This is a genomic window from Gordonibacter sp. Marseille-P4307, assembly GCF_900604965.1.
GTDB lineage: Bacteria > Actinomycetota > Coriobacteriia > Coriobacteriales > Eggerthellaceae > Berryella.
Genome location: NZ_UWPD01000001.1, coordinates 219,123 through 236,755, shown reverse-complemented (window position 1 = coordinate 236,755; position 17,633 = coordinate 219,123). Strand labels below are relative to the sequence as shown.

The following is a 17,633-nucleotide window of genomic DNA, read 5'->3' as shown; positions in this document are numbered from 1 at the left end:
GCATATGCCTAACCTTCACGACATAGAACGACGTATCAACTCTGTCACGTCCACGAAGCAGATCACGCGCACCATGGAAATGGTCGCCGCTGCGAAGATCCGCCGTGCGACGGCGCGCATGGAGCAGTCGGTTCCCTGGGCAAACGCCTTGTCCGACGCCCTCATGAGCACCGCGAAGTACGCGCCTCTCGCTTCCGAGCCCCTTTTGCAGAGGCGCGAGGAAGTGAAGCGAAGCGCCATCGTGGTCGTGACGTCCGATCGAGGGCTTGCCGGCGGTTTCAACAGCAACATCCTGCGCGCCGCCGAAAAGCTCATCCACGAGAAGGAGCGGCAGGGCATCGAGGTCGAGGTCGTTTCCTGCGGAAAGAAGGGAACCGGATACTTCGAGTACCGCGGCGTCAAGCCCGTGCTCGCGTTCGCGAACCTCTCCGCCGATCCGACTTTCGAGCAGGCGGCTCAGATCGCCGGCTACGTGAGCGAGGGCTATCGTACGGGATCCCTCGACGAGGTGGTCGTTCTGTTCAATCACGCTAAGAACAGCGCCGAGCAGCGACTGGTGACCGAGATGGTGCTTCCCGTTCCCGAACGGCGTTTTTCCGAGGCCCTGGGCATCAAAGCCAAGGACGAGGACGTCTACTACGACTTCCGCGACCACGCGGCGGACGTGCCCGGAGGAGATGTCGATTTCGAGCCCGACGCGGAGACGGCCATGGCCTATCTTTTGCAGTCGTTCTTGGACACGATCATGTATTTCGCGCTGGTCGATTCAGCCGCTGCAGAGCAGGGTGCTCGCCGCACTGCCATGAAGTCGGCCACCGACAACGCCATCGAGATGGTCGAGACGCTTACCAGACTGTATAACCGTGAACGTCAGGGCGCCATCACTACCGAGATCAACGAGATCGTCGGCGGCGCCGCTGCTTTGGAGGATTAAATGAGTCAGAATCTATTTACCAGAGAGGAGCTCGAGGCCAGCAAGGGCGCAACCGGTCGCATCGTGCGTATCGTCGGACCCGTTGTGGACGTTGAGTTCTCGCCGGAGAGCATCCCGGCGATCTACAACGCGCTTACGATCGACGCCGCTACCGCTGCCGGCGACGTGCATATCGTGCTGGAAGTCGAAACGCACCTGCCCGGCAACCTCGTTCGCTCCGTCGCCATGTCTTCGACCGACGGCCTCGTTCGCGGCCTCGAGGTTCAAGACACGGGTCATCCCATCATGATGCCCGTCGGCCCCCAGACCCTCGGTCGCATCTGGAACGTCATGGGCCAACCCGTTGACGAGAAGCCCGTTCCCGAGGACATCGAGGGCTTCATGCCCATTCATCGTCCCGCGCCCGCCTACGAAGAGCTCTCCACTACCACGGAGATCTTCGAGACCGGCATCAAGGCCATCGACCTCATCGAGCCGTTCGTTCGCGGCGGCAAGACGGGTCTGTTCGGCGGCGCTGGTGTCGGCAAGACCGTTATCATCCAGGAGCTCATCAACAACCTGGCGCAGGAGCATGGCGGCACGTCGGTCTTCACCGGCGTCGGCGAGCGCACCCGCGAGGGTACCGACCTGTTCCTCGAGATGAGCGAGTCGGGTGTCGTTAACAAAACCTGCCTCGTGTACGGCCAGATGAACGAGCCTCCCGGAGCGCGTCTGCGCGTCGGCCTGGCAGGTCTGACCGAGGCGGAGTACTTCCGCGACCAGGGTCAGGACGTTCTGCTGTTCATCGACAACATCTTCCGCTTTACGCAGGCCGGTTCCGAAGTGTCCGCGCTTCTGGGCCGCATGCCCTCCGCCGTGGGTTACCAGCCCACGCTGGCTACCGAGATGGGCGACCTGCAGGAGCGCATTACGTCCACCAAGACCGGCTCCATCACGTCGGTTCAGGCCGTCTACGTTCCCGCCGACGACCTTACCGACCCGGCTCCGGCCACCACGTTCACCCATCTGGACGCCCGTACCGTTTTGTCGCGCTCCATCGCCGAGTTGGGCATCTACCCGGCCGTCGATCCGCTGGAGTCTTCTTCCCGCGCACTGGATCCCCAGATCGTTGGCGAAGAGCACTACCGCGTAGCCGTCGGCATCCAGGAGCTGCTGCAGAACTACAAGGACCTCCAGGACATCATCGCCATTCTCGGTATGGACGAACTGTCCGAGGATCAGAAGCTCACCGTTAACCGCGCCCGCAAGGCCCAGCAGTTCTTCGGTCAGTGCTTCCACGTTGCCGAGCAGTTTACCGGTCTGCCCGGCCAGTACGTGAAGCTCGAAGACACCGTCCGCTCCTTCGCCGCCATCCTCGACGGCGAGTGCGATGAGATCCCCGAGCAGTGCTTCCGCATGAAGGGCTCCATCGAGGATGTCCATGCTGCTTACGAGAAGATGAAGGAAGAAGCAAATGCCTAAGTTTCGTGCCGTGGTCGCTATTCCTACTAGGGAGCTGTACTCGGGCGAGGTGGATTACGCCAGCATTCCGGGTATCGACGGCGACTACGGCGTGCTGAGCGGACACGAGAGCTTCGTCGGATTGAACCGCACCGGCGCGCTGACGCTTTGGTTTGATGCTGAGGGTAAGGAGAGGGCTCAGTTCCTCATTATGGGAGGGGCGACGCAGGTGCTGAACAACCACCTGTCCGTTCTTCCCCGTTTTGGTTGCCGTATCGACGAAATCGATCCGGTGGCGGTGAGGACCGAGCTGGCTTCGCTGGACGATGCCGGAATGCTTGATTCGGAGGATCTAGGTCTCGACCGTATGCGGCGGGATCGTCTCCGTGCCGAAGACATGGCATGGTGCGAAGCACGTTTGAGAGCAGTGGGAGAAACCGATCATTAAGAGCCGAGCTCTTCATTGAGCTTTGCCGAGTATCCAAAATCTTCGATTTTGAAGGTGCGTCTGCTGAGGGCGCACCTTTTTTGTTAAAGCCACCAGGTTCTGCAAAGGTGCTTCGTAAACGGAGAAAGGCCGCCCAATCGGGCGGCCTTTCCAGAAACTATCGATTGATTCGCAGAGATTCCGGTTTATTTCAGAGCTTCGATCGGATTGAGGCTGGCCGCTCGGTACGAAGGAAGCAAACCGAATATCAGACCGATTGCAATGCTGGTGACGGCTGCGATGCCTACGATGCCTGCGGAAGGTTCGAATGCGAGTCCAGCTGACCCTACCGCATACCCGAGTGCCAAACCGCCTGCGATACCCGCCGCTCCTCCAAGGGCGCTTATGATGAGCGCTTCGCAGAGGAATTGTCCCATAATGTCTATCTTGCGGGCTCCGAGCGCCTTTTTGATTCCGATTTCTCGGATGCGCTCCGTTACCGATACCAGCATCACGTTCATGACGCCGACCCCCGCAACGATCAGGGATATGCTGGCGATACCGCCCAGAAGGGCGCTCATGGTTTGGTTGACCGACGCTCCGGCGTTGAGAAGCTCGCCCTGGGTGTTTACCACAAAAGAGCTGGGTTTCAGGTGCGCCTCGTTCGCCAAGAACGACTCCGTATCCTTTTTCGCCGCATTGACGCTATCTGCGTCGGCAGCCTTTACGTAGGCTTTGTTAAAGTCAGATCCGTATCCCATGTCGTCGGCGGTTGTCAGAGGGATGGTCACCAGGTCGTCGGTATTAAGCCCCATTGATTCGCCTTGCGATTTCACAACTCCTACGATAGTGAAGATATCGCCATCTATTTTTAGTCTGGTCCCCAGCGCTTCACCTCCTCGCGATACCTCTCTGGCCACTTTCTCTCCGACGACGCAGACCTTGCTCTTGTTCACGCGATCGGCGATGGATAGATTTCGTCCGCTGAGGAGTTTGAGGTTCCTTGCCTCCAGATAGTTTTCATCCGAAGCGGTGAGGCTTGTCTGACCGAGCTTGCGGTGGTTGGACGAGACATTGGCAGACAGACTTTTAGAGGGGGCGGCTGCGCCAACGCTGTCTAGTGATCGGATACCCTCGATGTCCCTGTATGTCATGTTGCTCCCGTTGTAGGCATATGCTGAGATGACGTCGCCTCCGAGGGATTTGATCTTCTGAGATACCTGATGGTTAGATCCGTCTCCGATCCCCACTAGAATGATGACCGAGGCGATGCCTATGACCAGACCCAGCATGGTGAGGGCGGTGCGTAGCTTGTTCCTCATCACGTTCAGGAACGATTCACGCAGTATTTGCAAAAGCTTCATGCTCTAGATCGCTCCTTCCCTTATCTTCCCATCGGAAATCGATACGGTGCGACCCGTTCTCAAGGCGAGATCGGGGTTATGGGTGATGAACACGATGGTTTGGCCGCTCTTGTTTGATTTTTCCAGAAGCTGCATTACTTCTTCGCTGGTTTTGGAGTCCAGGGCTCCAGTTGGTTCATCGGCCAAAAGCACCTGGGGATCTCCTGCCAGAGCTCGTGCTATGGCGACGCGTTGCTGCTGTCCACCGGAAAGTTGAGTGGGCAGATGGTGGGCCCTGGATTCCAGTCCCACCAGATCGAGGTGCTCCATCGCCTTTTCGCTTGCTTCTTTGGGATGCATCCCCCGATAAAGCAGGGGTAGGCGGACGTTCTCGAATGCGTTCATGGTTGGCAAAAGGCTGAAGTCCTGGAATACGAACCCGATGGTTCGGTTGCGTATAGCTGCTGATTCGCCGTCCGAGAGCGATCGGGCATTGCGCCCGTTGAGAAGATAGACCCCCTCATCGGGTTCATCCAAAAGCCCGATGATGTTCATCAGGGTCGATTTTCCCGAACCTGATGCTCCAACTACTGCGACGAATTCTCCGACATCGACTCTGAAGTCGATGCCATCTAGGGCGTGCACCTCTTCGTCGCCCATTCGGTAGGATTTTCGGATCCCGGACATCTCTATTGCAGGGGGCTTTGTGCTTGTCTGTGTAAGCTCTTGTGGTTTCATGGGATCCCTATTTCGATGGTTCGTGGTTTTCGTTGGAGGGGATCGACATTCCACCCGAAGGAGAAGCGATCTTCAAGATAACTCGGTCACCTTCGTGGATATCACCGCTGATCTCGGTTTTCTGGCCGTCGGAAAGTCCGATCGAAACCTCTTTGTGTTCGACGGAGCCGTCGTCTCCGATCACTGAGACCATCGGCTTTTCTCCATCGGTTGAAATGGCACTGACGGGAACCGTAAGCACGTCGGAAACCTGGGATGCTTTGATGCTGAGATTCGCGGACATGCCGACGAATATATTTCCATCTTCGTTGGGGATGGAAACGGTTACGGTGTATTTTGATCCGGACGTGTTGTAGGCTCCGATCTGGTTTATGGATGCAACTGATCCTTTGATCGGCGTTTCTTCGGAGGAACCGACGGTTACGTCTACTTCCTGACCTTCGTGTACCTTCAGAATATCGCTTTCGTTGACAGCAACATCGACGTTGAGGGAATCGACGCGTGTCACTTCGAGGTAATGGTCGTCGCTGAGGGGCTGATTTGTTTTGGACGGGAGGTTCTTTGAAGTAACCACCAGATCGTAAGGTGCGACGAGGGGCTTTCCGTAGGTGTAATTCACCAGGGTTGTCCCTTTGGCGATACGTTGGTTCAAGGTAACGGGCGAGTCTTTGAACCAACGGTTCTTATCTACTGAAAGCTTGCCGCTCCACGAGCCCTTGATTTCTCCTGGACCGGTCACCTTTGTCTCGACGGTGCCTTTTTCTACCAAGGCAGTAGGCTGATTAGCAGTTTCATCTGTGCTGGCCATGGAATCTTGCCCTGCGAAGGGCAGAGACCACCCAGCGAGGGCCCATACGAGGGCCGCGAAGACGCTGCATAGCGCAAGCGCGGTGATTGTCTTTCCAACTCTGTTCATTGATGGCCTTTCGGGTGCGATTGGCTTGGGGTGAGGGGTATCGGGTTATTTCTTGTCGTTGGACATGAGTTCCTTGGCGCCGGGATCGATTTGGATATCCATCCCCTCGGGAGGATTGTTGGGATCAACTTCGAAGGACTGCCCCTGGGCCTGTTCGGTAGGATCTCCGTTTATGGTCTGTACCCCCGAATTCTTTACCGCCAAGAGCGCTCCGGCTATCGCGATTGCCGCGATCAGTGCTATGACGATCCATTTAAACGAAGAGTTCTTTTTCATGTCTGTCTCCTTTTCGTTTGCCGTTTCCTAGGACAGAGCGAAGTGTAAGGGAGCAACCCTTAAAGAAGTCTTAAGCGAGTTTTCTAGCGTGATACCATGGCGAGGTGTTCGGTTGCGTTATGGGACCTGAACGTCGGGTTCTCTTAATGAAGGGAAAGTCGTTGAAGATACTGGTAATCGAGGATAACGAGCGCCTATCCCATGCTATCAAAAGCATTCTGGAACCTCGATATTCCGTCGTGCAGGCCTTTGATGGATACGAAGGATACTTCTACGCAAAAGAGGGTGTGTTCGACCTTATCGTTCTCGACCTGCTTCTTCCCGAGATGGGCGGATACGAGGTTTTGGAGAAGATACGGAAAGAGGGTATCGGCACACCCGTTTTGGTTCTGACGGCTATCGGATCCCTTGACGGTCGGATCAGGGGGTTCAAACTGGGTGCGGATGACTATCTGGTCAAACCTTTTTCAAAAGACGAGTTCCTGCTTCGGATAGACGCGATTTTGCGTCGCAGCTTAGGGATGGAGCAAAAAAACGAGTTGATCTTCAAGGGCATGGTGCTTTATCCCGAAACTCATTCGGTATCCATCAATGGGGAAGTGGTGGATGTGAAAGGCCGTCAGTACGATGTGCTGGAGTTCCTGGTTTCAAAGAAAGGACAATTGGTTTCCAAGGGTAAGATTTTCGATCGAGTGTGGGGGTTTCTGTCCGATACGTCCGAAAGCGTAGTGGAGGTGTATGTGAGTGCCGTAAGAAAACAGCTCAGACCTTATGGATACGATCGCTACATTAAAACCATACGGGGAGCGGGGTATCTGCTCGATGACGATGAGAGAGAAAAAAATGCTACGAGCTGAGCGGCGTCTTCTCAACAAAGAACTAGTTAAAAGCTCGCTCACTTTCTTTGCTGTGATGTTCGCGGTCCTGTCTATTCTGGGGTTCTTCATATACTACCAGGTAAGCAGTAGCTTGTTTTCGAGTGTGGACAAGCGGCTGTACTCTGTGAGGGATTCTATATCCGAACCGGGCGATCTCGGCTTTTTCGCCTCGTCGATCGGGGGGCAGGATGCTTTTGAGTTCTCCCCCCCGATCGACGAGGACTCTGAATTAGACGGTAAGCTCTCCAAGGTACTGCTTGAGGCCGCAGATAACAGCATAGGAGAGAACCCCCTGTTCATCTTCACCATTAGAGACGTGGATGGTCGGTTGGTGAATGCGGTTAGCATGTACTCGTCCTATCCTAGGTTTCTTGACCAGACCTCTTTTAACACCGCGTCTTTAGAGGTTCCCGAAGTTCGGTTCTACGATGGGGTTAGTCTGAGGGTTCTATCTTTCAAACTGGAATCCGGGTCTGATTTAGTTGGGTACGCCGAAGTTATGGCGGGAGTCGATTCGGAGGTTTCGATTCTTCATATATTCACCAAAACGATGATCATCGGATTTACCGTGGCGCTCGTTTTGGCGGCTTGCCTGAGCTTCTTCCTTTCCAAGAGGGCGGTTCGTCCCCTCACCCATGCTTGGCGCAAGCAAGCCGATTTCGTGCAGAACGCCTCGCACGAGTTGAAAACTCCTTTGGCTGTTATCAAAGCCTCGCAGGAGCTTCTTTTAGAGAAGCCCAATGATCGGATAATCGATCATTTCGAGAACATCGTGGCTACGGTGGAAGAGTCTGATAGATTGGCGAGGTTGGCGGAAGATCTCCTGTCGCTTACCGCTTTGGACTCGGATGAGCCGCAGTTGGATCGGTCGTCCTTCGATCTGGTGGAAGTTTTGGGGTCTATGACGACGGCGTATTCCGAATACGCTTCTTTGCAGGGTAAGCAGATCGCGTTCTCTGGTCCGGATTCGATTGTGCTGTGCGCCGATCTCGATAAGATAAGGCAGCTTGCGGCTATCGTGCTCGATAATGCCGTGAAGTACACGGAACCGGGAGATCGTATAGAGGTATCGACGTATTCCGGCGGTCGCAACGTGTATATCGAGGTGCGCGATACCGGCATAGGGATTTCGGCCGAGGATGCCCACAACGCCTTCGATCGATTCTACAGGGCTGACAAAGCGCGGGCTTCTCAAGGCGGCAGGGGTCTTGGGTTGGCGATGGCCAAGGCGATCGTTCAGGCGCATGACGGCTGCATCGAAATAGGGGGGAATCTCGTTGGACGAGGTACGCGTGTTCTCATAACGCTTCCGCATCGAGTCGGATAGCCATCCTGTGGATGGGCGGTTGCGACTTCCTCGGTCGATACCGACCAACGGGTCGATCTGAGCGTTTCGTTTCCTTCCTCTCTTTTGCTGACAGCTGCCCATAAGGCCGCCTCGTCTTTGGCCGGTTCCGAATCGGCACCCATCGTTCTCACCGAACCCGGATCTCTTTCCTCTCAGACTCGAGCCGGCATAGCCGGCTCGTTTTTTTCAAAACGATGTTTGAGAAGAGGGAGCGATCTATCGTATGACTGTCTTGTCCGGAATTCAAATCTCGTCATCATGCCTATATCTTGAAGCTGCGCTTCAGGATGGGTTTGTCGAAGGTGACGATGGGGTTTCCGGCTACTGCGTTGCGGGCAAGCAGGAGGCAGTCGTTGTAGTCCAGTACGGTCGAGGCGAACAGGCGCACCGAGTACTCGACGATGGCCTGGTCGTTGATATGGACGTCTTCCAGAAGGTAGAGCAACGCCGTACCGATGACCGTGCGGGGGACGTGGTAGACGTCGCGCAGGGTAATGGCGACGCGTGCGATGGACTCGGGGTAGGTTCGAGCCTCGCCGGTGGAGATGATATTGAAGGCCTGCTTGGATTCCGTCTTGTCGTCGTCAAGCAGGTAGCGCAGAATAACCGATTCGTCGATAACGGTATGCACGACGCCTCCTTAGTAGCCGATGCGGTAGGCTTTGTCGCCGCCTACATTGGTGGTTTCATCCGCATTTCCGATCAGAACGTCGGGTGCCGAGATAAGCGAATTGATCCACGCCTCGCGTTCGCTGCCGCGCTGGGCCGCGCTCGCATACGGTTTCAGTATTGCGAACCCGTTTCCCTTGGTCTCTTTCACCGAAGGATGGATTTCGAAGGGAAATCGCTGCCGAGCGACGCAATGGGACACGAAAATGCGAATCCCGTCGGAAAGCGACATGCCCATCGCCTCGAAAAACGCTTCCGCTCGCCGCTTTTTTTCGGCATCGATGCGTACCTGTATCAATGCGTCTTTTCCCATGATCTGCCCTTTCTTTCATGATGTTATAGTTAGATGTAATGCAATAGTATTACAAAAAAATGATTTAAGTTTTGTAATACCAAAAACTTAGGTAGTAACACACTTGTGAAAACGATCGATACAAACAGATAAATCTCGTTATTTTTCGCTTATGACATGCGCTTATGAGTAAATTTCTACAGAATTTCTTGCAAATCAAGAGAGGAAAGCGGCGGAGAATGCTTAGAATGGTGGTGCTCCGTATTTATAAAGAATTCATGAATCCATCATTACTCGATAAGTTCATGAAAGGGGGTCGTGCGGAGTTCCGATGTGTGAGGGCGTCGGATCGAGTCAATGACTCTGGTTTCAAGACGACGAGAGAAACGAAAGGGGGAATCGTGGTTTCCGTAGCACCTACCCAACGCATCAAAAGCGTGATGGCCGATCCCGATGTGTGCATCGGTTGCCGTACGTGCATGGCGGCCTGCCTGTCCAAGCACGATGTGCTCGACGATATCGCGGTCGCGCGGCTGAATCTGGTTTCGACCATGAAGATCTCAGCGCCGATCGTTTGCCAGCACTGTGCCGATGCGCCGTGCGCCCAGGTGTGCCCGACGCATGCCCTGTACCGAGACGGTGGGCGCGTTGCCGTGAACGAAGCCGCCTGCATTGGCTGTCGCGGCTGCGTGGCGGCGTGTCCGTACGGTGCGGTCAACGTTGTTACGCGCACCGTAACCACCAGGCTCGGGGATCTGGTCCTCGAACAGCACGAGAAGCCCACGGTGATCAAGTGCGACCTGTGTGCCGATCGTCCGAGCGGTCCTGCATGCATCGAGGCGTGTCCGACCAAGGGTTTGGTTCTGGTGGATAAGGTCGAGTTGGCCCGACGCCAGATCAAAGCAGAGAATCGGGCGAGCTGATCGGAGAGTTTTTCATCTATCGACCTGGGCCGGTCGAGCGGAAGAGGGCTTAGGGCACAAGCTCTTCGCCCCTATAGGGAAGGCCAAGTCGAGCGATCGCCTCTTGGGTACGAGAGCGTTTGCACGCAACGAAAGAAGGAGGGGAAATGGAGAGGCATATGGCGGTCTGCCCGTATTGCGGGGCCGGCTGCAAACTTGACCTCGTTGTTGACGACAGCGGAAAGGTGGTCGCTGCCGAAGGTCTCGACGGCATCACCAATCAAGGCGAGCTGTGTTTGAAGGGCCTGCACGGATTCGACTTTATCAACGACACCAAAATCTTGACCCCGCGTATCTACCACCCGATGATCCGCCGCACCAAAGGAGCGGATCTCGAGCGTGTGACGTGGGACGAGGCACTTGATTTCACGGCGAAGAAGCTGCTGGAGATCAAAGAGAAATACGGTCCCGACTCGATTATGCTCACAGGTTCTTCCCGTGGTCCCGGAAACGAAGCGAACTTCGTGATGCAGAAGTTCACCCGCGCATGCATCGGTACGAACAATATCGATAACTGCGCCCGTACTTGACACGGTCCCACTGTCATCGGTCTGATGGACACAGTTGGCTCCGGTTGCATGAGCGTCAGCATTCCGGGCATGGAAGAAGCAAAATGCATCATGCTGTTCGGGTACAACCCGAGCGCATCGCACCCCATCGTCTCCCGCCGCATCGTCAAGGCGAAGGAGAAGGGCGCAAAGATCATCGTCTGCGACCCGCGCGTTATCGAAACGGCCCGCATCGCGGACATGCACCTTCAGATTAACAACGGCTGCAACATCGCGTTCTTGAACGCGTTTGCAAACTCCATCGTTAATCAGGGTCTCCACAACAAGGAATTCATCGCGGAGCACACGCATGGGTTCGACGAGTGGTGGGAGACCATCAAGAACTACACTCCCGAGTCGGTCGAGCACATCACCGGCATTCCCGCGGAGCGCATCCACGAGGCCGCCCGCATCTACGCCACCGCCGAAACCTCGATTATCGGATGGGGCATGGGCGTCGCCCAGCAGAAGCAGAACGTCCCCACGGTCCACACCATCGCGGCGATCGCCTGCATCACCGGGCAGATCGGAAAACCCAACGCCGGTCTTGCTCCCGTGCGCGGCCAGAACAACGTCCAGGGCTCGTGCGATATGGGCATGCTGCCCAACCTCTATCCGGGTTACCAGAAGGTCACCGATCCCGCGGCCCGCGAGAAGTTCGCGAAGGCTTGGAACGTTCCGGTCGAGCAGCTGTCCGACCACGAGGGCTACAAGCTCACCGACGTGGGCCATCTTGCCGAAGAGGGCAAGGTCCACGCGTTCTACAACTTCGGCGAAGATCCCCTGCAGACCGAGCCCGACGCCATCGATCTGGCGCGTCAGCTGGGTATGCTTGATCTATTCATCTGCCAGGACATCTTCATGACGCAGACTACGATGCTTGCCGACGTCATCTTTCCGGGTACGTCGTGGGGCGAGCACGACGGCGTGTTCTCTGCGTCCGACCGTACTTTCCAGCGCTTCACGGCCGCAGTTCCCCCTAAGGGCGAGTGCCGTCACGACTGGGAGATCTTCCAGGACCTCTCGACGCGCATGGGATACCCCATGCACTACAACGACACCGAGGAGATCTGGAACGAAGTGCGCGAACTGTGCCCGACGTTCTACGGCGCCACCTACGAGAAGATGGCCGGCGTGGGGCACGCCCAGTGGCCGATCCCCACGATCGAGCATCCGGGCACGCCCGACATGTTCCTGGGCGGCAAGTTCACCACCCCCGACCAGCATGCGCTGCTTATGGCCCACGATTGGGAGCCCCCTACCGAGCTTCCCGACGACGAGTACCCGCTCATCCTGTGCACGGTGCGCGAGGTCGGCCATTACTCCTGCCGCTCGATGACGGGCAACTGCCGCGCCCTGTCCCTGCTGGCCGAAGAACCGGGCGAGATCCACATCCATCCCGACGATGCGTCTGTGCGCGGCATCGGCGACGGCGAGCTGGTGCGCGCCCACTCGCGGCGCGGCGAGGCGATGAGCCGCGCGGTCCTCGACGAGCGCATCAACAAGGGCACGGTCTACATGACCTACCAGTGGTGGATTGGCAAGTGCAACAACCTCACGCTCCATGCGACCGATCCGCGCTCGCATACGCCCGAGGACAAGTTCAGTGCCTGCCAGGTGGAAGCCATCGAGGACCAGGTATGGGCCGAGCGCAGGCTCCAGGAGATGTACGACGAGCTGAAGAGCGATCTGGCTAATACCGCCGCAGCTCAGGACATCGAACCTGGCCAAGCTCGTTCCTCTCGCCAAGCCGAAGTCGTCATGGCCTAGGCGCCGCACAAACCCGGCCCGCCACCCTTGCGGGCCGGGTTTAAGGGATGAGGAGTAAACGTGAACCGATTTATTGCTATAAACCCCGATAGGTGCATAGGTTGCGGCACCTGTCGTGCGGCTTGCAGCGAGGGTCACAAACTTGTCGGCCTTCAAGGCGAGCCGCGTCTGTCGATGGTCATGACCAAAGACGTCTCAGCAGCCGTAACGTGTCATCATTGCGAGGGCGCTCCGTGTCTGGAGATCTGTCCCGTAAATGCAATCACCAGGGAGAACGGATCGATACAGGTCAACGAGCAGACGTGTATCGGTTGCAAGCTGTGTGGGATCGCCTGCCCCTTCGGCGCGATCCATCCTTCGGGTACCTCGATCGCCGGCGTGGCGGGCACGATGGTGTCTATTCCGACGTTCCCCAAATCGCTCAGCCCTCTTCTCCAGTGGGAAATCGGCGTGTACACCTGCGCCGTCAAGTGCGATCTGTGTTCGTACGATCCGGAAGGCGGCCCGCACTGCGTGCCGGCATGTCCGACCAACGCGCTTACGTACGTGGTCGACGAGGACCTTTCCGGGCAAACCAAGAGCCGCCGCGTCGAGGCGGCGGTTAACCAGGGAGCCGTCCAGGCGGCCCTGTCCGAGTTGAGGAAGGAGGCGCAGCAATGACGTCTACGGGACTGTTCCTGTTCTCGATAGCGCTCTCATGTGCGGGAGCCCTTCTTTCGTTGGCCTTCCTCCGCTCCGAGAACACCTCGAAGGTCGTCGGATGCTTCTTCGGGGTCCTGTCCGCTTTGGCGGGTGTCGGTTCGGGCCTTTTCGCCCTTACCGGCAAAGCCGAGCTTACATTGGTGGCGACGCCGTTTTCGTTCGCGGACTTCAGTCTTATGCTGAACCCGCTGTCGGGTCTTTTGATGCTGGTCATCTCGCTTCTGGCGTTGGCAGCCTGGATCTACGGCTTGAACTACTTCGACGAGTACAAGGGCCACGGCCTGGGTACGGCGGGCTTTTTCATGAACCTGTTCGTCGCGTCGATGGGATTCGTCATCTGCGTCGATAACGCGTTCTGGTTCCTGGTGTTCTTCGAGCTGATGTCTCTGACCTCGTACTTCCTTGTGGTTATCGAGCAGAACGAGAACTCGATCAAGGGCGGCTTCCTCTACCTGATCATGGCCCATGTGGGATTCTTCCTCATCATGATCGCGTTCTTCGTGATGTACGGCATCACGGGATCGTTCGAGTTCGAGGCCTTCCGCCACACGGCGTTCAGCCCGGCGATCGCTTCGCTGGTGTTCGTGCTGTGCTTCATCGGCTTTGGGTGCAAGGCCGGTATGGTGCCCTTCCATTCGTGGCTGCCCCAGGCGCACCCCGCGGCTCCCTCGAACGTGTCGGCGCTCATGTCCGGCGGCATGATCAAGATCGGCGTCTTCGGTATGGTGAAGGTCGGTCTGGACATGCTGCAGTCTTGCAACGTCGAGTTGTGGTGGGGCGTTTTGGTGCTGGTGTTCGGTGCGGTCTCGTCGGTGCTCGGCGTGGTCTATGCTCTCAACGAGCACGACATCAAGCGACTTTTGGCCTATCACTCGGTCGAGAACATCGGCATCATCCTTCTGGGCGTGGGAACCGGGTTCATCGGCTTGGCCGTGAGCAATACGCCCGTTGCGGTTCTGGGCTTCCTCGCCGGTTTCTACCACCTGCTCAACCACGCTATGTTCAAGGGCCTGCTGTTTTTGGGGGCCGGCTCGGTTCTGTATTCCACGGGAACGCGCAACATGGAGGCCATGGGAGGCCTGGTGCGCGTCATGCCGGTCACCGCGATGTGCTTCCTCGTCGGATCCCTGGCCATTTCGGCTATTCCGCCTTTGAACGGCTTCGTGTCCGAGTGGTTCACCTATCAGTCTATGATCACCGTCGCGTTCCAGGGCGATGCGGTGGTGAAGGCGTTCGCCGCTTTCGGCGCCGTTTCCCTGGCCATCACCGGTGCGCTTGCCGTGACCTGCTTCGTGAAGGCCTACGGCGTGACTTTCCTGTCGGCTCCGCGCTCTGCGGTTGCCGCAGAAGCTGAGGAAGTGCCCGCCCCGATGCGGTTCGGCATGATTCTGATCGCCGTCATCTGCGTGTTCCTTGGCGTGGGCGCCCCTATGGTCGCTCCGGTCATGCAAAACGCCGCCGCCACGATGGTGAAGGCCTCGTCGGCTTCCGTCGTAAGCGGTGCCTCGATGGTGAACACCGCCACCGAAGGCGTGGTATCCACCCCGCTTATTGCGGTGCTCCTGATTGCTACCGTTGCGTTGGCCTGGGGGCTTCGCTCGGCGCTGTCCTCTTCCCGCTCCGGCGTGCGTGAGGATCCGTGGGCGTGTGGCTATCAGCCCAACGCTCACATGCCAGTCATCGCGACCAGCTTCGCGTCCCAGGTCGATATGGTGCTCGGTCCTCTGTACCGCATCCGCACGGCCTGCGCGTCGCTTGCCCCGCGTTTCGTGTCTGCGTTCGATAAGACGGTCGAGGGCACCAAGGTCGCCGAGACGCTGGGCGACAGATATGTAGTCGATACCGCTGCTCGCTTCGTACATTGGGTGAGCGCGAAAGTCCAGAGAATCGAGGGCGGCGACTTCCGTTCGTACATTCTGTACATCGTAGTCGCGTTGATAGTGCTCCTCGCTCTCGCGGTATTCAAGTAAGGAGGTGCGAAATGGCTGAAATCATCGTTGCAATCCTGCAGGCGCTCGTCTTGGTTCTGGTGGCGCCTCTGTTCTCGGGAATCGCCCGCTGGCTGCGCGCGAAGATACACACGCGCCGCGGTCCGTCGATCTTCCAGGACTACTACGACATCTTTAAGCTGCTTGCGCGCGAAGATCTGCGTACGGCGAATTCGAGCTTCGTCTCGCGCCTTATGCCGCCGCTGTACTTCGCGACCATGCTCGTGCTTGCGTGCGGGGTTCCCCTGTTCACGCGCGCATGTCCCGTTCCTGCGCTCGGCGACATCATCACTATCATCTACCTGCTGGCCATCCCGCGCTTCTTCTTCGCCTTGGCCGCTGTCGACAGCTCCAGCGCCTATGGCGGCATAGGCGGCATTCGCGAGCTCATCATCGGCGTGCTGGTTGAACCGTCTATGATGCTCGCGCTGTTCGTGGCTGCGCTTGCCACGGGCACCACCAACATCGGCGGTATGGGCGAGGCCATCGGCTCGCTAATGCAGTCGTCTCCGGTCGCCGTCATGGTAGCGGGGGTGGCGTTCGCCATCGCCTGCTATATCGAGCTGGGCAAGCTGCCCTACGATGCGGCCGAGGCCGAGCAGGAGATCCAGGAAGGCCCGCTTCAGGAGTACTCCGGTCCTTCCCTGGCCATGCTGAAGGTCGCCATGTCGATGAAGCAGATCCTCGTCATCGCTTGGTTCCTGGCGATTTTCGCGCCTTTCGGCAGCGCGGTGGAATTCGCCCCGCTGGCCGTCTTGCTGGGCGCCTGCGCGTTTTCAACCAAAGCCGGCGTTGTCGGTATCGTGTGCTCGCTTATCGAGAACTCGGTGTCCCGCGTGCGCTGGAAGTACATGGGACGGCAGACATGGATGGTCGTCGGCGTTTCCGTCGTGGCCCTCGTGTTCTGCGTCCTGGGAATTTAAGGGGAGGTGGAAGCGAATATGATGGCTACATTGAACGCCCTTTCCCTCCTCTCCCTTGCCTCGGTGCTGGTGCCGTTCGTTGCGGCGCTGATCATCGTGGTGAGCCCGAGGCGATTCGCGAAGGGCATCTGCATCTCGGCCGCGGCTATCGCCACGGCGCTCACGCTGGGCGTGTGGTCCCAGCTTGCCGCATCGGGTAGCGACTCTCTGGTCGTGAACTTCCTGGCGCTGAATGACGTTGCCATTTTCGGTTTCGTGTTCGACAAGGTAAGCGTCCTTCTGGCTCCGTGTTTCGTCGGCATCGGCCTGCTCATCTCCATCTACTCGGTGGGCTACCTCAACGCCGGCAACCGCGAGCACGCCGATGCGCCGCGCCGCCGATTCTACGCGTTCTTCACCGTGTTCATCGGCGCGATGGCCGGCTTGGTGTACTCGTCCACCGTGCTGGGACAGCTTGTGTTCTTCGAGGTCACGGGCGCTTGCTCGTGGGCCCTCATCGGCTACTACGACACGGAGACGGCCCGCAAGTCCGCCATGAAGGCCCTCATCCTCACGCACATCGCGTCCTTGGGCCTGTATGCGGCCGCCGGCATCCTGTTCTTCAACACCGGCACGTTCGAAACATCGGCTATCGCCGGCCTGGGCGAGTCGGCCAAGACGGCCTGCCTGATCCTCATCCTCATCGCGGCATGGGGCAAATCGGCGCAGCTGCCGTTCTACATGTGGCTGCCCTCCGCCATGGAGGCTCCCACGCCCGTTTCCGCGTACCTGCACGGCGCCTCGATGGTCAAGGTGGGCGTCGCGGTGTTCGCGCGCGCCCTCATCGGTGCGGGGACCGTGCCCCTGTCGGTCGGTTGGGTCGTCGTCGTGGGCGGTATCCTCACCTGCCTGTTCGCCTTCTTCATGTACCTTCCCCAGAAGGATATGAAGCGCTTGCTGGCGTTCTCGACCATCTCCCAGCTGGCCTATATCTTCCTGGGCTTCGGGTTCTACATCTTCGGAAGCGACCTGGCTTTGCAGGGCAGCGTGATGCACATCTTCAACCACGCGTTCACCAAGACCCTGTTCTTCCTTATCGCCGGTGCGTTCAGCTACACCATGGGAACGCGCATGCTTCCCAAGCTCAAAGGCGTGCTGAAAAAGCAGCCGCTTCTGGGCGTCGGGTTCGGTATCGGGGCGCTTTCCATCGCGGGAGCTCCGCCCATGAACCTGTTCTTCAGCAAGTACGTGATCTTCTGCGGCGGCATCGAGGCGGCGGGTTCCAACCCGATCCTCATGGCGATCGTCATCATCGCGCTTATCGAGACGATCGGCTGCTTCGCCTGGTTCCTCAAGTGGACCGGTTCGGTTCTGTTCGGCGAGCCCTCCGAGACCGTGGCGAAGTCCCAGGCGGTGCCGCGGCCCATGGTCGTCGTGTTCGTCGTGTTGATCGTCATGGTGATGGCTTCCAGCTTCATCGCCGCTGCATGGCTGGGTTAG

The 17,633-nt window shown here is 57.9% G+C and carries 17 protein-coding genes; 11 read left to right on the top strand and 6 right to left on the bottom strand.

Annotation, left to right across the window (positions count from 1 at the left end; translation table 11 throughout):
- Positions 1-4 precede the first annotated feature (4 nt).
- The 3 genes from atpG to EIH26_RS01065 are packed head-to-tail and all read left to right on the top strand — an operon-like array spanning position 5 to position 2,822.
- Positions 5-934: an ATP synthase F1 subunit gamma gene (atpG, locus tag EIH26_RS01075; RefSeq protein ID WP_124060376.1), complete on the top strand. Its 930-nt coding sequence runs from the start codon at positions 5-7 to the stop codon at positions 932-934.
- Positions 935-2,395: a F0F1 ATP synthase subunit beta gene (gene atpD / locus EIH26_RS01070; RefSeq protein ID WP_124060375.1), complete on the top strand. Its 1,461-nt coding sequence runs from the start codon at positions 935-937 to the stop codon at positions 2,393-2,395.
- On the top strand, positions 2,388-2,822 hold the full coding sequence (locus EIH26_RS01065; RefSeq protein WP_124060374.1) for a F0F1 ATP synthase subunit epsilon: 435 nt from the start codon (positions 2,388-2,390) through the stop codon (positions 2,820-2,822). The genes atpD and EIH26_RS01065 overlap by 8 nt, the downstream gene beginning before the upstream one ends.
- A 185-nt stretch (positions 2,823-3,007) precedes the next feature.
- Here the strand turns inward: EIH26_RS01065 and EIH26_RS01060 are convergent, their stop codons facing one another.
- From EIH26_RS01060 to EIH26_RS01045, 4 genes are all read right to left on the bottom strand, one after another.
- The gene (locus EIH26_RS01060) at positions 3,008-4,165 is read right to left on the bottom strand and encodes an ABC transporter permease (RefSeq protein WP_124060373.1); all 1,158 of its coding nucleotides are present in this window, start codon (positions 4,163-4,165) and stop codon (positions 3,008-3,010) included.
- Positions 4,166-4,168: 3 nt separating this feature from the next.
- On the bottom strand, positions 4,169-4,804 hold the full coding sequence (locus EIH26_RS01055) for an ABC transporter ATP-binding protein (protein ID WP_304999823.1): 636 nt from the start codon (positions 4,802-4,804) through the stop codon (positions 4,169-4,171).
- An 85-nt stretch (positions 4,805-4,889) separates the two neighbouring features.
- Positions 4,890-5,690 carry an efflux RND transporter periplasmic adaptor subunit gene (locus EIH26_RS01050; RefSeq protein ID WP_164470935.1) on the bottom strand — a complete coding sequence of 267 codons (801 nt, stop codon included), beginning with the start codon at positions 5,688-5,690 and terminating at the stop codon, positions 4,890-4,892.
- Between the two features lie 153 nt (positions 5,691-5,843).
- Positions 5,844-6,074 (bottom strand): hypothetical protein, encoded by a 231-nt coding sequence (locus EIH26_RS01045; protein ID WP_124060370.1) that lies wholly within the window; start codon positions 6,072-6,074, stop codon positions 5,844-5,846.
- Positions 6,075-6,235: 161 nt separating this feature from the next.
- Here EIH26_RS01045 and EIH26_RS01040 point away from each other — a divergent pair, with 161 nt between their 5' ends.
- Both EIH26_RS01040 and EIH26_RS01035 read left to right on the top strand, forming a co-directional pair.
- Entirely contained in the window at positions 6,236-6,931 is a 696-nt protein-coding gene (locus EIH26_RS01040) for a response regulator transcription factor (protein ID WP_124060369.1), read from the top strand.
- Between the two features lie 112 nt (positions 6,932-7,043).
- On the top strand, positions 7,044-8,279 hold the full coding sequence (locus EIH26_RS01035; protein ID WP_241152717.1) for a cell wall metabolism sensor histidine kinase WalK: 1,236 nt from the start codon (positions 7,044-7,046) through the stop codon (positions 8,277-8,279).
- A gap of 283 nt (positions 8,280-8,562) precedes the next feature.
- On the opposite strand, the gene EIH26_RS01030 is transcribed toward EIH26_RS01035, so the two are convergent.
- Entirely contained in the window at positions 8,563-8,931 is a 369-nt protein-coding gene (locus EIH26_RS01030) for a PIN domain-containing protein (protein WP_124060367.1), read from the bottom strand.
- Positions 8,932-8,940: 9 nt separating this feature from the next.
- The gene (locus EIH26_RS01025; RefSeq protein WP_124060366.1) at positions 8,941-9,282 is read right to left on the bottom strand and encodes a type II toxin-antitoxin system RelB/DinJ family antitoxin; all 342 of its coding nucleotides are present in this window, start codon (positions 9,280-9,282) and stop codon (positions 8,941-8,943) included.
- Positions 9,283-9,662: 380 nt separating this feature from the next.
- Between EIH26_RS01025 and EIH26_RS01020 the strand changes: the two genes are divergently transcribed.
- The 6 genes from EIH26_RS01020 (at position 9,663) to EIH26_RS00995 (ending at position 17,633) form a co-directional block, all read left to right on the top strand.
- On the top strand, positions 9,663-10,184 hold the full coding sequence (locus tag EIH26_RS01020) for a 4Fe-4S dicluster domain-containing protein (RefSeq protein ID WP_241152716.1): 522 nt from the start codon (positions 9,663-9,665) through the stop codon (positions 10,182-10,184).
- Positions 10,185-10,330: 146 nt separating this feature from the next.
- Positions 10,331-12,541 carry a formate dehydrogenase subunit alpha gene (gene fdhF, locus EIH26_RS01015; protein WP_124060365.1) on the top strand — a complete coding sequence of 737 codons (2,211 nt, stop codon included), beginning with the start codon at positions 10,331-10,333 and terminating at the stop codon, positions 12,539-12,541.
- Between the two features lie 60 nt (positions 12,542-12,601).
- A complete protein-coding gene (locus tag EIH26_RS01010; protein ID WP_124060364.1) occupies positions 12,602-13,201 on the top strand; it encodes a 4Fe-4S dicluster domain-containing protein in 600 nt (199 codons plus the stop codon).
- Complete coding sequence (hyfB, locus tag EIH26_RS01005; RefSeq protein WP_124060363.1) at positions 13,198-15,213, top strand: hydrogenase 4 subunit B; 2,016 nt, start codon at positions 13,198-13,200, stop codon at positions 15,211-15,213. Before EIH26_RS01010 ends, hyfB begins: the two co-directional genes overlap by 4 nt.
- Before the next feature lie 11 nt (positions 15,214-15,224).
- Positions 15,225-16,154, top strand: coding sequence for a respiratory chain complex I subunit 1 family protein (locus EIH26_RS01000; RefSeq protein ID WP_124060362.1), 930 nt, complete (start codon positions 15,225-15,227; stop codon positions 16,152-16,154).
- Positions 16,155-16,172: 18 nt separating this feature from the next.
- Positions 16,173-17,633 (top strand): hydrogenase 4 subunit D, encoded by a 1,461-nt coding sequence (locus tag EIH26_RS00995; protein ID WP_124060361.1) that lies wholly within the window; start codon positions 16,173-16,175, stop codon positions 17,631-17,633.